The following is a 13,876-nucleotide window of genomic DNA, read 5'->3' on the forward strand; positions in this document are numbered from 1 at the left end:
GTGGATATGAATACGTTACTTAGCTTGTCGTGGCATCTGATGGTGCCGGAATTCATTATTCTTGGGGCAGCCATCCTTCTTTCCATATGTGATTTGTTTTTTAAGCTGAACCATAGGCACGTTGCGATTGGTGCAATCGCAGCCGTCGTATTAGCGGCCGTGTCATTAATTACGCTATATAGTGAACCAGCGGGAGATATTTTAAATGGATCGTTTGTGTTAGATGGATTTTCAAAAGGGTTTAAAACGTTGTTATTAATCGGGGCAGCTCTCGTCTTATGTATGGCAATGAGCGATGATGAAAAGGATCCTATCGAGGATAAGGGAGAATATTATTACTTAATGTTAATGGCGCTTCTTGGAGCGATGTTCATGGCTTCGAGCGTTGATTTCATCACACTATTCGTCGGTTTAGAATTGCTGTCGCTTTCTTCCTACATTCTTGTAGGAATCCGGAAAAGAAACCGCGCATCGAATGAGGCGGCGATGAAATACGTCATTAACGGAGGAATTGGAACAGCAATTACGCTCTTTGGAATGAGTTATTTATACGGTATTACAGGATCGACCAACATAGTGGAAATGCAAAAGGCATTTACGCAAGGATTGGCCGGGGGCATTCAGTTATTGTTAGCTCTTGCATTTCTACTTTTGCTCGTTGGACTCTCATTCAAAATTGCAACAGTACCATTTCATATGTGGGCACCGGATGTGTATGAGGGAGCGGCTACACCTGTCACTGCTTTTCTCGGAACGATTTCTAAAATTGCTGGTTTTCTACTCATTACGCGTTTGTTTCTTATGGTGTTTGCAGGCGTGGCAATCCAAGGAGATGCACAATCTTTGTACGGGCGTATGAGTATATACATTGCTGTGCTAGCTAGTATTACGATGATTGTTGGGAATGTAGTAGCATTAAAGCAATACAACGTAAAACGTCTATTTGCTTATTCAGGTATCGCGCATGCTGGGTATTTGCTCGTGCCGCTTGTGGCGCTATCACAGTTCACGATGGATAGTATGTGGTTTTATATGCTTGCATATATGCTTATGAATATAGGAGTATTTGCAATCATCCATGGATTAATCTTACAAAATGATAAGGAAAATATGACGATTTTTACAGGATTATACAAACGATCTCCATTTACAGCTATAGTGATGACGATCTTTATTTTATCGTTAGCTGGGATACCTGGGACAGCTGGTTTTATCGGAAAAATTAACATCTTTTTAGGGGCACTTCATGTTGAACCTGCTCATTACGTATTAGCTTCTATTATGATGGGGACAACAGTTGTTTCATTTGTATATTACTTCCGGATATTACAGCAAATGTTTTTCCGCACTGGAGAGACAGAAGAGCGGCTTCGGTTACCGTTAAATATAAAGGTTGTCATGAGTCTTTGTGCAATTTCGATTGTAATACTAGGGATTATGCCGATGATTGGTTACAATTTCTTTTATGAATATTTTCCACTAATGAAGGATTTCTTCTTCTTGGGGAACGTGGTACAATAGTGAAAACAAAAGGTGTAGAGTCCGTACTCTGCGCTTTTTATTTTGGAGTAACAGCAAACGGAAACATATATAAGTATATGTTTTTGAGAGGAAATTACGATTTGAAATGTAAGAATCCTATTCACGTTTGAAAAAGTGTGGCTCCTACTTATTATGGTATCGTTTTTACATTTTACGTAAGTAGTAGCCAAACAAAAAGGGGTCGATTTTTTGGCACAACTTTTAGGGCAACAAGCACTGATTGCCATTGTTTCGCATTTATTGTTTATTACTATTACGTGGTGGGCCTTGCAAGGTATTCACATTGAGCGTTTAATGAAGTCTGGGAAAGTGATGCAGACGAGAGTATTACTCATCCTAGTTACGATTGCGATTGGGACATCTGTCAGTAACTTTTTCCTTGATTATTTAGGCTATTCAAAGAGTTTAACGTATTTAGTAAAGTAAGTGTATAGAACCTCATATCTCCGTTAACAATGGGGATAGGAGGGGATGAGATTGAAGCTTAAAGCCATTCTTATTGTTGCCTTGAGTGTTGTTTTATTTTTGGTTGGATATAGAGAGATGAAACCTATAAGCGATGAACAGAAGATGGAGAGCATGATCGCAGCTTTAGAGAAGAATGATGCAAAAGTAGAGCGGTGGTCATGGTTAGCGCGAGAAACAAAAACAATTTCTAATATACATACGTTTCAAAAATTGTTAAACGATGTGAAGGAAAAGGCAAATATCGAAAGTTGGGAATTAGAACAATCTCCAGATGGATATAAAGCTACATCCTATAAAAAATCTTCTTCATATGAAGAACGAGTAGTAGTAACTTGGACTAAGGAAAATACTAAAGAAAACACTTTCATTATATTTGAAGTAAGCGGGGCGAAATGGGACCCGAAGTACGTTCAGAAAATGAATAAAATTTTTAGTGAAAAACCTACAATTTACACTTGTGTTCAAGGTGTATTGAATGATAAGATTGAAGGTGTTTTGCAAAATAAAACCAATCAGGTTTTGAAAGATCTTTCAGCAAGAGCGATCGAACAGACAGAAGAAAGAGCATTTGTATCAGTCTCCGCATATAATAAAAAGTGGAATGACGCTCTTTCGATAAATAGAGAGAAAATAAATGTGCAAATAGCAATACGTTCTACAGACAACAAAGATACAATTGTGGTTGGCACACCGATCATAACTTCTGAGTATTGAGTGAATAGATACTGAAAAAAGGACACGGAGGGGAATAATTTGGAAAAGATCATCGTCCGTGGCGGAAAGCGGTTGAACGGCACAGTGCGTGTTGAGGGCGCAAAAAATGCTGTATTACCTATAATCGCTGCAGCCCTATTAGCGAGTGATGGAAAGAATGTACTATCTGAAGTACCAGTTTTGTCTGATGTATACACAATTAACGAGGTATTACGTCATTTAAATGCTGAAGTCGTATTTGAAAATAACCAAGTAACAATCGATTCTTCTAAAGAATTAAACATTGAAGCACCATTTGAGTATGTACGTAAAATGCGTGCATCTGTCCAAGTAATGGGACCATTATTAGCACGTAATGGTCGTGCTCGTATTGCACTTCCTGGTGGATGTGCAATTGGTTCACGTCCAATTGACCAACATTTAAAAGGCTTCGAAGCAATGGGAGCGAAAGTAAAAGTTGGTAACGGTTTTGTTGAGGCGTACGTAGACGGAGAACTAAAAGGAGCTAAAATCTATTTAGACTTCCCAAGCGTAGGCGCGACAGAAAACATTATGTCTGCAGCGACATTAGCAAAAGGGACAACAATCCTTGAAAACGCAGCGAAAGAACCAGAAATCGTTGACTTAGCTAACTTCTTAAATGCGATGGGAGCGAAAGTACGCGGAGCTGGAACTGGAACGATTCGTATCGAAGGCGTTGATAAATTATATGGTGCAAACCACCCTATTATTCCTGACCGTATTGAAGCAGGAACATTCATGGTCGCAGCAGCAATTACTGGTGGAGACATCTTAATTGAAAATGCTGTACCTGAACATTTACGCTCAATTACAGCGAAAATGGAAGAAATGGGTGTTAAAATTATTGAGGAAAATGAAGGTATACGTGTTATCGGCCCAGATAAGTTAAAAGCGGTTGATATTAAAACTATGCCTCACCCAGGTTTCCCAACAGACATGCAATCACAAATGATGGCATTATTATTACAAGCTGAAGGAACAAGCATGATTACTGAAACGGTATTCGAAAACCGCTTTATGCACGTTGAAGAATTCCGTCGTATGAATGCTGATATTAAAATTGAAGGTCGTTCTGTAATTATGAACGGTCCAAACAGCTTACAAGGTGCTGAAGTAGGCGCGACTGATTTACGTGCAGCAGCAGCATTAATCTTAGCTGGTTTAGTATCAGAAGGTTATACTCGTGTAACAGAGTTAAAACATCTTGACCGTGGCTATGTAAACTTCCATAAGAAATTAGCTGCATTAGGTGCAACTATTGAACGCGTAAACGAAAAAGTAGAAGAAGTGAAAGAACAAGAAGTTTCTGATCTTCACGCTTAATTGAAATAGTCTCTATGTCTTTTGACATAGGGGCTATTTTTTTTACTATTACTGTTATAGTCAAGAAATTCTATACTTATGCACGTCTCAGTAAAAATATTTAGAAAATTTTCGTTTTATTTCGCTATTTGTGGTCAGTACAACTTCACTGCATTAAAATTTCACTTTATATCGATACCCCCAAGCGTGTTCTAAAAGAGTCCATAGTTCCATAAGAATGAAAGGAAGCCAACTTTATATTGGGGGAATAGGATGAAATTTTCAAAGCCACTTTTCATTACAGTAGCGCTTTTAATAGCGCTCGTTATCATTGTACCTGCTGCTCTTGTTATTCCGTTTGCGAAAGCAAAAGTAGGGGAAGAAGCAGCTTCTAAAACTCCTCCAGCGATAGAAAGTATACCAGCTCCAGGGAAAGTGGATACAGCGGTTCAGGTTGCTGTATATCGTGATCAGCAGAAGAAGGTAGAAACATTACCTATGGAGGAGTATGTGACCGGTGTAGTAGCTTCTGAGATGAATGCCAGCTTTGAAATAGAGGCGCTAAAGGCGCAGGCATTAGCAGCGAGAACATTTGTAGTCCAGCGCATGCTAAGCGGAGGTAAGAAAAACAATGCGGACGTGACAGATACGGTGAAAGATCAAGTGTACAAAAGCAAAGAAGAATTGAAGAAACAATGGGGTAATAACTACGAAAATAATTTAAAGAAAATCGAGGAAGCCGTTTCGAAAACCGCAGGACAAGTTTTAACGTATGATGGAAAACCAATTTCAGCTTCTTTCTTCTCAACGAGTAACGGCCGGACAGAAAATGCAGCTGATTATTGGGGAAATGATTATCCGTACCTGAAAAGCGTAGATAGTCCGTGGGATCAAGCATCTCCAAAATTTACGAGCGAGCAAACATTTACAGTAGCTGACTTTCAAAAACGTCTCGGTGTGAAAGTACTAGCGGACGGAAAAGTCGGCGATATTAAAGACCTTACAGAAGGCAAACGAGTAAAAGATGTAGCGTTTCAAGGAAAAACATTAACAGGAAAAGAAGTACGTGAAAAATTAGATTTACGCTCGTCTGACTTCACGTGGAAACAACAGGGGGATAAAATTGTCGTTACAACGAAAGGATTCGGTCATGGCGTTGGCATGAGCCAATACGGAGCGAATGGCATGGCAGCGGAAGGTAAGAAATATACAGATATCGTCGCTCATTATTATAAAGGCGTTGAAATAAAGACGATGAATGATTATGAAGGAAAATTGATGGTGAAAAAGTAGAACGTAAAAGAGGCCGTCCCAAATGGTAGTTGGGACGGTTTTCTTTTGTTGGTAGGTAGATTATTTTTGTCGTATTTTGTAGTTAAGTCGATATATTTGGGGTCGTGAACGATATAAATCAATTTCCGTTGATATAAATTCGATTATCATTGCAATCGTAACAAAGAAGAAAATAGCTTCAGTCAGAAGTTCAATTTCGGAACGTCCTTTTTGTCACTATTTGTAGAAATAAATGGAAGTTCCTCTGCGTACTGCGTGTTATAATACAGTTATGTGAATATATAAAATATAATAACAGGGGGTAATGAAAAATGATGATGGATGTACCACTTCTCATTCCATCCATGATGGAACGAGCGGAGAAATATTTTTCGAAAAAGGAAGTTGTCTCACGGACTGCATCGCGTATTCATACATTAACATACGGAGAAATTGCAAAGCGGACGAGAAGGCTTGCTAGTGTATTAAATCGAATGGGAATTGAACAAGGGGATAAAGTAGGGACAATTGCTTGGAACCATCATAGGCATTTGGAAGCATACTTTGCGATTCCAGGAATCGGAGCAGTGTTACATACAATTAATTTAAGGCTTTCCGCTGACCACATTTCATATATTATTAATCATGCAGAAGATAAAATCATTCTTGTCGATGAAGATATGGTACCTATATTAGAGCGTATTCAACACGAAATCCCGCATATAAAAGCCTTTATTATTATGACAGACGATCATAAACTACCTCACACAACACTATCACCAGCATATCATTATGACCAATTACTCGAAGAAGGCGATGAGACATTTCCGTTTGTAAAAGATTTAGATGAAAAAGAACCAGCCGGTATGTGCTACACATCAGCTACAACAGGAAAACCGAAAGGTGTAGTTTACACACACCGTAGTATTGCGCTCCATAGTTATACACTTGGACTTGCAGATGGCGGGAATATATCAGAAGTAGACACTTGTATGCCTGTCGTTCCAATGTTCCATGTTAATGCATGGGGATTACCGTTTGCGAGTACATGGTTTGGGACGAAACTCGTATTACCAGGACCGCATTTCACACCGAAAATTTTAGCGGAGTTAATTGAAAGTGAGAAAGTAACAATTACGGCTGGTGTGCCGACAATTTGGATTGGCTTATTACAAGAACTTGAAAAGCATCCATATGATATTAGTAGTGTAAAAACGATATGGTCAGGTGGATCAGCGGCTCCGCAAAGTATGATTCGTACGTATGAAGAGAAATATGAAATTGCATTTAGACAAATATATGGAATGACAGAAACAAGTCCTGCTGTTGTAATTAATTGTCCGAAATCATATCAACGCAATTTACCGAAAGAAGAATATTATAACTTGCGCTCTCGCCAAGGATATTTGTTCCCTGGGCTAGAAATGAAAGTGATTGGACAAGACGGTGAAATTAAGTGGGACGGGGAAGAAATGGGAGAACTTTGTCTAAGAGGCCCATGGATCGCTGGTAGCTATTATAAAGATGAGCGTACAGAGGAATCGATGAAAGATGGTTGGCTCCATACAGGAGATATCGTTACAGTTGATTCGGAAGGATTTATTAAAATTGCTGATCGCACGAAAGATTTAATTAAAAGCGGCGGTGAGTGGATTTCTTCAGTAGATTTAGAAAACGCTTTAATGTCACACGATAACGTATTAGAAGCATCTGTCGTGGCAGTTCCGCATGAAAAATGGCAAGAACGTCCCGTTGCTTGTGTCGTATTAAAAGAAGGACAAGCAGTAGAAAGAGAAGAGCTGTATTCTTTACTAGAAGCCGAATTCCCGAAATGGTGGATGCCAGATGATATTTTATTTGTAAATGAAATTCCGAAAACATCTGTAGGAAAATTCCTGAAAAGAGCACTTCGTGATCAGCTCAAGACTTATATGGTGGAGCAAAAATAGAGAAGAAGGCTATCCTGATGGATAGCCTTCTTTGTTGATACAGTTTAAAAACATTGTATTAAATATCATAATTTTCCATTAATTGTTTGGTATAATTAGATAAAAACATTTGGGGGAGACAGAATGGCGTTATTGGAGTTGAAACAATTAGGGAAGACGAACCAGTTACCGGCAGTTGAACTGCAGGTTGAAAAAGGACAATGTGTTGTTTTGCAGTGTAATAACCATACAGCTAAAGTGTTGCATCGCATTATTATCGGAGAAGAAGAGGCTTCTTCGGGCAGTGTGTTATTTGAAGGGGAGCCGATTGGAAAGAAAGTATATTCACGCATCGGTTTTTGTTTTTTGAAAGATGAAGCATATGACCGTTTGAAGGTGAAGGAATACTTCAAGTTTTTATTAGGGCTTTATGAATCAAATATAAGTATGGAAGAAGTAGTGCAATATGTTGGTCTCCTAGATAAGTTGAACGTTAAAATAGAAAAATTGTCATTTTCAGAGAAACGCCGTCTTCATCTTGGGCGAGTTATGATTCATAATCCGGATTTAGTTATTTTGGAAGAGCCAGAGCAAAATGTAGATACAGAGAGTACGATTATTATTCGGAAAGCGATTATGAAAATGAAAGAGCGAGGAAAGGCGATCTTTATTACGTCATCTTTCTTATCGGACGCTCTTTCGCTAACAGAGGATGTGTACATATTAAATCAAGACGGTGTAAAAAAAGTAGAGATCGAGCAAGAAGAAGTGGAAGAGGCTGATGAGGAAAAAGTAGTTCAAATGATTCCGCAAATGAAACTTGAAAGAATACCAGCGAAAGTGAACGATAAAATCATTTTACTGGATCCAATGGAGATTCATTTCATTGAAACGCAAAATGGAGTGACACATATTCATGTGCGCGAAGGAGATTTCGTATGCGCATTAACATTAAGTGAACTAGAAGTGAGATTAACAGGATTCGGATTCTTTAGATGTCATCGCTCGTACCTCGTCAATTTACAAAGAGTACGAGAAGTGATTACTTGGACACGTAATAGTTTTAGTTTAATTTTGGATGACGAAAGAAAAAGTTCAATTCCGCTTTCAAAAGGACGAATGGATGAGTTAAAAGGTGTAATCGGGCTATAAAAATGCTCCAATAAGCTCAAAATACGATTCATTCACCGGTAAAAATACTCCTTTTACCGGTATTTTACTGCGTAATCCCTTTGTTTTTCATATGATTGAGTCAAGAAAAGCGAAACAAACAAATCGAAACTTGCGAAAGCGAATTTCATCTATATAAGAAAAACAAAGGGGATGACGAGATGACATTGGCAATTGAAATGAAAGATGTAATGAAAAGTTTCAACGAAAAAACAGCACTTCGAAATGTAAATATTGAGGTGAAGCAAGGAGAAATTTTCGGATTCCTTGGACCGAGCGGATCCGGTAAAACAACAACAGTAAAGATTTTAACTTCTCAATTACTTCATAGCGTTGGAACTGTAAAAGTGTTAGGGAAAGACATTACAGGACCAAGTAGCATCGATTACAAACGAATCGGTATTTTAACAGACAATAGCGGCTTATATGAAAGACTTAGCATTTATGATAACTTACTATTATTTTGCGACTTATACAATTGTAAAAAAGAACGAATTGATGAAGTACTAGCACAAGTGAATCTATTAGATGATAAAAAAACACAAGTAAAAAAATTATCAAAAGGAATGAAGCAGCGCGTCACATTAGCTAGAGCGCTCCTTCACAAACCAGATATCCTCTTCTTAGATGAACCAACATCCGCACTTGATCCGGTAAACGTACAAAACATTCATAAAATCTTAAAAGACTTAAATAAAGAAGGAACGACGATTTTCTTAACGACGCACAATATGGACGAAGCAGAAACACTTTGTAACCGCATTTCCTTTTTGTGCGGCGGAGAAATTGTAGCTCTTGATACACCGGAAAACCTGCGCTTGCAATACGCGAAAGATCAAATACAAGTTGTGTTAACAGATAAGAAGAAAGAAATTGTGAAAAAAGACGAATTAGGTGCAAAACGTATTTCAGAATGGATGAAAAAAGGTGAATTACTATCCATTCATTCACACGAACCAACGCTAGGTGATATCTTTATTGAAGTTACTGGGAGGGGATTATAATGACATTTTCAATGAGACGATTTTCAGCGATTTTCCGGAAAGAGTTACAGGATTTTAAAACGAATTCACAAACTTTAATTATGTTGGTAATGCCACTTGTCTTTTCGGTATTATTTAGTCGTTCAGATAATATGAGAGAAGTTGGAGCAAGTACGTTAACTGCGATGGCGTTAGTTATGGTTGGAGGCTTTGTACAGGCGATGCTTATCGCTGAAGAGAAGGAAAAAAATACGCTTCGTGTTCTTATGCTATCACCAGCATCATCTATTGAAGTATTAATTGGTAAAAGTTCATTAACAGGTATGATTACAGTTGCAATCTGTTTTATTAATCTACTTATTTTAGGTAAATTAGAAGGTAATTTTGCATTATTATTACTCATCTTTGTTCTTGGAATGTTAATATTTAATCTCATTGGTACTTGTATCGGATTATTAGCTCAAAATGTACCGCAAACATCAACAATTGGATTACCAATATTAATGACATTTCTTTTCGGTGATTTAATTGGAATGTTTGTGAAGAATGAAGTCGTTACAAAAATAATCGATTATTTACCAACTCGTCATATCGGTCTTGCAGTTAGCAGTGTTATAAAAGGTGGAGGTTTTAGTGCAATTACTAGTAATTTATTGAACATAACTATTTGGTTAGTTGCAGTACTTGTTATTACGCTCTTCATTTATAGAAAGAAACAAATGGACTAAAAACTGAGCTCAAACGCTCAGTTTTTTCCTTTTTCTATCATTTCCTCGGAAATTTTTCAATTTATATACATATTTTTACAGATTTTGTCGAAAAGTAATTAGTTATAGGTTGTATAGGATGTTTGAATATTGTTCAAAATGATTGCTGAGGTGATGATGGAATGCGAGGAAGAAATAATAAAAAGTCGCGAAAAGTAGTACATTTATTTCAAAGAAGATGGGTGTTTCCGGCACTATATATTGCTTGTGCAGCGGTAATCTTAATGGTTGCACTATGGTTCCAAGGAGCTAATCCGAAGAAAGCCCCGAACCAAGATCAAGCAACACCGTATACACAAACGGAAAATCCAGCAGTACCAGTAACAAAGTCTTCAGAAGTAGTGAAAATGCCAGCTGCAGCAAATGCAGAAGTAGTAGTACAGAAGAAATTCTATGAAGATGCAGCATCAGAGGCGGAACAAGAAAAAGCACTTGTCTTTTATAACAACACATATTCCCCTAATAAAGGAATCGACATTGCTGCGAAGAACGGAAAAGAATTTGATGTGACAGCTGCTTTAAGTGGTACAGTAACGAAAGCTGAAAAAGATTCACTTCTTGGTTATGTTGTAACAGTAGATAGTGGAAATGGTGTAGCAGCATCTTATCAAAGCTTAGGTAGTGTGAAAGTAGAGAAAGGTGCAAGAGTTGCGCAAGGTGAAGTGTTAGGGAAATCAGGTCTAAGTGCAATGAATAAAGATGCAGGTTCTTACGTTCACTTTGAAGTGCGTAAAGACAATGTGGCTGTGAACCCTGAGCGTTATTTAAATAAATCAGTAGCAGAAATTAAAGCTGATGCAGGTGCTGCAAAGGCGACAAATGCTTCTGGTAAAAAAGCTGATGACAAATCTCAAAAAGAAGAAAAGTCAACAAGCACGAAACCAGAAAGTAAAACAGAAGATAAATCTCAAAAAGAAGAGAAATCAACGAGCGGTTCAACTAGTGATAAAGAGACGAACAGCAAGCAAGATGAGAAATCTCAAAAAGAAGAAAAATCAACGAATGGTTCTACAGAATCATCTAACGATTCTTCTTCACAAGAATAATAAAATGAAAAGATCAGTTCTCACTAGAGAGCTGATTTTTTCATTTTTATATAAAAATAATTAATTTCGAGAAAAAAGTTGCAATAACAAGGAAAAATGACGAGATTCTCGAATATATATTACAAAAGGGAGGGGATACTGTGTCATTTTTATCTGTTCTGTCGATTGCTATTATTTTATTGTTTGTTTTATTCGCTTTATATTATTATATTGCCGGTAAGAAAGAAGTTCCCCACCATCAGTTGTTGAAAGAAGATTGTGACCGAGAAGAGTGACACCTTTTATAAAAAGGTGTCATTTTTTTTGCCATAATTGTCATCTTTAACGTATTTCTCACAAAAAAACGTAATTTTTCTTAACTTAGTCCGCAAAAATAGTGAACATGTAGCATATATCAGTAGTGCGAGCAATACAATGGTATAAACCAAAGCAAAGAGAGTGTTTGAGGTGAGAAATCGTGAATCATTTCATTATAAATCCAAGAATGTTTAACGCTTACAAACAGCACTCACATTTACTTCTTAGTCGTATGCAGCGAGTCTCATTTCACACTTCTCACATCCAATTTAGGGAGGCGAGTGGTGTGCACGATTACATCAAAGAGAGAACTATCAAGATTGGCAAGTATATCGTGGAGACAAGAAAGACAGTGCGTGTAATTGCAAAGGAGTTTGGGGTATCAAAGAGCACAGTCCATAAAGATTTAACAGAACGTTTGCCAGAAATTAATCCAGAGCTCGCAAATGAAGTGAAGGAAATTCTTGATTATCATAAGTCTATTCGTCATTTAAGAGGTGGAGAAGCAACAAAGCAGAAGTATCGTAAAGAAGATACAGAAAAGCCTGTACGTCAATAAATACAAGAAAGCAAACATTCCTTGCAAATTCGGTAATATTTTTCAGAAGAATTCTTTTTGCGAATATTACGTTTCTGTTAAATTTATGATAAAATCAGAAATTAGGTGTAAAAGAATTCGGGTGTAACCTGATTTTGAATATCGAGGAGGAAAAGACGGGAATGTTTGCGCGAGATATCGGAATTGACCTAGGTACGGCTAATGTATTAATTCATGTTAAAGGTAAGGGTATTGTATTAAATGAGCCATCTGTTGTGGCAATTGATCGTAATAGTGGGAAAGTATTAGCAGTAGGTGAAGAAGCAAGAAGTATGGTGGGACGTACGCCTGGTAATATTGTAGCAATTCGTCCACTTAAAGATGGTGTAATCGCAGATTTCGAAATTACAGAAGCAATGTTAAAGTATTTCATTAACAAATTGGACGTAAAAAGCTTCTTTTCAAAACCTCGCATTTTAATTTGTTGTCCAACAAATATCACATCTGTAGAGCAAAAAGCAATTCGTGAAGCTGCTGAACGTTCAGGTGGGAAAACAGTATTTTTAGAAGAAGAACCAAAAGTAGCCGCAGTTGGTGCTGGTATGGAAATCTTCCAACCAAGCGGAAACATGGTTGTTGATATTGGTGGAGGTACAACAGATATTGCCGTACTTTCTATGGGTGATATTGTTACCTCTTCCTCTATCAAAATGGCTGGTGATAAGTTTGATATGGAGATCTTAAACTATATTAAACGTAAGTATAAGCTATTAATCGGAGAACGTACTTCGGAAGACATTAAAATTAAAGTTGGTACAGTATTCCCAGGTGCACGTAGTGAAGAACTTGAAATTCGCGGACGTGACATGGTAACAGGTTTACCACGTACAATTACAGTATGCTCTGAAGAAATTACAGAAGCATTAAAAGAAGACGCAGCTATCATTGTACAAGCTGCAAAAGGCGTACTAGAGCGCACACCACCAGAACTATCTGCGGACATTATCGACCGCGGTGTGATTCTAACAGGCGGAGGAGCTTTATTACACGGTATCGACATGCTTCTAGCTGAAGAATTAAAGGTACCAGTATTAATTGCTGAAAACCCAATGCAATGTGTTGCTGTTGGTACAGGTATTATGTTAGAGAATATCGATAAACTACCAAGACGTGCTTTGAAATAAAGAGAACGAATATGAACTATACTCCAAGTCGTGGACGCTTAAAAAAGTCCACGACTTGTTTTTTTATGTTTTCAGGCTCATTCTTCGTTATAGTGGGAATAAGTAAGGTTGGTTTTTAAAAAAATAGTATAAAAATAAAAAAATCTTGCGTATTACAGAGCGAAATTTGAATACGAAGCTTGTGTTTACTAGGTTTTCCATTGTATATGGAGTGCAAATTCTATTTTTATATATTTTTTATTTTTAAGAAAATCAAAGGATAATAAAGAAATATAGAGATAATAGGATGTATATACATATATTCAACTATATTTTGGGTTTTCTTATTTGAAATCACATGTAATATAATAATGCAGAATACGACACTTGAGGAAAAGTATGTTTTTATACATATTTCTTTCCCCTAATATGGGCACACACTTTTTTCTATTTCCGTGTCAGCAGTAATTAGTTATATAGTTTTTCTTAAGAATAAAGTGTGTGCATTTTTTACAACTTATTTATGTAACGATTGTTCCGTTCCGATTCGTATAGTGAGTGATGAACTTCCCATCTTAAAATTTTAAGGTGGGGAGGAGAAAGTCCCTAAATAATGTAGTCCCCGTTTAATAATGACAAAAAGTTAACAAAATGGGATAATAAAC

13 protein-coding genes are annotated in these 13,876 nt (G+C 37.2%); all 13 read left to right on the forward strand.

Going from position 1 to position 13,876, the window contains the following annotated elements; genetic code table 11:
• The first annotated feature begins 6 nt into the window (after positions 1-6).
• The 13 genes from nuoN to ACP6L7_RS29535 all read left to right on the forward strand — a co-directional run bounded on the left by nuoN (position 7) and on the right by ACP6L7_RS29535 (position 13,232).
• On the forward strand, positions 7-1,521 hold the full coding sequence (nuoN, locus tag ACP6L7_RS29475) for an NADH-quinone oxidoreductase subunit NuoN (protein WP_336297075.1): 1,515 nt from the start codon (positions 7-9) through the stop codon (positions 1,519-1,521).
• Between the two features lie 210 nt (positions 1,522-1,731).
• The gene (locus ACP6L7_RS29480; RefSeq protein ID WP_071734725.1) at positions 1,732-1,968 is read left to right on the forward strand and encodes a DUF1146 family protein; all 237 of its coding nucleotides are present in this window, start codon (positions 1,732-1,734) and stop codon (positions 1,966-1,968) included.
• A gap of 51 nt (positions 1,969-2,019) precedes the next feature.
• Positions 2,020-2,724, forward strand: a complete 705-nt coding sequence (locus tag ACP6L7_RS29485; RefSeq protein ID WP_430529550.1) for a YwmB family TATA-box binding protein — start codon at positions 2,020-2,022, stop codon at positions 2,722-2,724.
• Positions 2,725-2,763: 39 nt separating this feature from the next.
• Complete coding sequence (gene murA / locus ACP6L7_RS29490) at positions 2,764-4,068, forward strand: UDP-N-acetylglucosamine 1-carboxyvinyltransferase (RefSeq protein ID WP_097832448.1); 1,305 nt, start codon at positions 2,764-2,766, stop codon at positions 4,066-4,068.
• A gap of 252 nt (positions 4,069-4,320) precedes the next feature.
• Complete coding sequence (gene spoIID, locus ACP6L7_RS29495) at positions 4,321-5,340, forward strand: stage II sporulation protein D (protein WP_097832447.1); 1,020 nt, start codon at positions 4,321-4,323, stop codon at positions 5,338-5,340.
• Positions 5,341-5,651: 311 nt separating this feature from the next.
• Positions 5,652-7,268 (forward strand): long-chain fatty acid--CoA ligase, encoded by a 1,617-nt coding sequence (locus ACP6L7_RS29500; protein WP_430529551.1) that lies wholly within the window; start codon positions 5,652-5,654, stop codon positions 7,266-7,268.
• Positions 7,269-7,391: 123 nt separating this feature from the next.
• Complete coding sequence (locus ACP6L7_RS29505) at positions 7,392-8,399, forward strand: LytTR family transcriptional regulator DNA-binding domain-containing protein (protein WP_097832445.1); 1,008 nt, start codon at positions 7,392-7,394, stop codon at positions 8,397-8,399.
• Positions 8,400-8,578: 179 nt separating this feature from the next.
• Positions 8,579-9,421, forward strand: a complete 843-nt coding sequence (locus ACP6L7_RS29510) for an ABC transporter ATP-binding protein (protein WP_430529552.1) — start codon at positions 8,579-8,581, stop codon at positions 9,419-9,421.
• Positions 9,421-10,128 (forward strand): ABC transporter permease, encoded by a 708-nt coding sequence (locus ACP6L7_RS29515; protein WP_097832443.1) that lies wholly within the window; start codon positions 9,421-9,423, stop codon positions 10,126-10,128. Before ACP6L7_RS29510 ends, ACP6L7_RS29515 begins: the two co-directional genes overlap by 1 nt.
• Before the next feature lie 161 nt (positions 10,129-10,289).
• Entirely contained in the window at positions 10,290-11,213 is a 924-nt protein-coding gene (gene spoIIQ, locus ACP6L7_RS29520) for a stage II sporulation protein SpoIIQ (RefSeq protein ID WP_097832442.1), read from the forward strand.
• 140 nt (positions 11,214-11,353) lie between these two features.
• Complete coding sequence (locus ACP6L7_RS29525) at positions 11,354-11,488, forward strand: hypothetical protein (protein ID WP_044738197.1); 135 nt, start codon at positions 11,354-11,356, stop codon at positions 11,486-11,488.
• Positions 11,489-11,796: 308 nt separating this feature from the next.
• A complete protein-coding gene (spoIIID, locus tag ACP6L7_RS29530; RefSeq protein WP_000544011.1) occupies positions 11,797-12,069 on the forward strand; it encodes a sporulation transcriptional regulator SpoIIID in 273 nt (90 codons plus the stop codon).
• Between the two features lie 161 nt (positions 12,070-12,230).
• Positions 12,231-13,232, forward strand: coding sequence for a rod shape-determining protein (locus tag ACP6L7_RS29535; RefSeq protein ID WP_000457977.1), 1,002 nt, complete (start codon positions 12,231-12,233; stop codon positions 13,230-13,232).
• The last annotated feature ends 644 nt before the right edge of the window (positions 13,233-13,876 follow it).

The organism is Bacillus silvicola (assembly GCF_050524305.1).
GTDB lineage: Bacteria > Bacillota > Bacilli > Bacillales > Bacillaceae_G > Bacillus_A > Bacillus_A cereus_AT.

Excerpts from the sequence above, each read along its gene's own strand:
- nuoN (WP_336297075.1), top strand. The coding sequence starts at position 7 with ATGAATACGTTACTTAGCTTGTCGTGGCATCTGATGGTGCCGGAATTC.
- spoIID (WP_097832447.1), top strand. The coding sequence starts at position 4,321 with ATGAAATTTTCAAAGCCACTTTTCATTACAGTAGCGCTTTTAATAGCG.
- ACP6L7_RS29500 (WP_430529551.1), top strand. The coding sequence starts at position 5,652 with ATGATGATGGATGTACCACTTCTCATTCCATCCATGATGGAACGAGCG.
- ACP6L7_RS29505 (WP_097832445.1), top strand. The coding sequence starts at position 7,392 with ATGGCGTTATTGGAGTTGAAACAATTAGGGAAGACGAACCAGTTACCG.
- ACP6L7_RS29510 (WP_430529552.1), top strand. The coding sequence starts at position 8,579 with ATGACATTGGCAATTGAAATGAAAGATGTAATGAAAAGTTTCAACGAA.
- ACP6L7_RS29515 (WP_097832443.1), top strand. The coding sequence starts at position 9,421 with ATGACATTTTCAATGAGACGATTTTCAGCGATTTTCCGGAAAGAGTTA.
- spoIIQ (WP_097832442.1), top strand. The coding sequence starts at position 10,290 with ATGCGAGGAAGAAATAATAAAAAGTCGCGAAAAGTAGTACATTTATTT.
- ACP6L7_RS29535 (WP_000457977.1), top strand. The coding sequence starts at position 12,231 with ATGTTTGCGCGAGATATCGGAATTGACCTAGGTACGGCTAATGTATTA.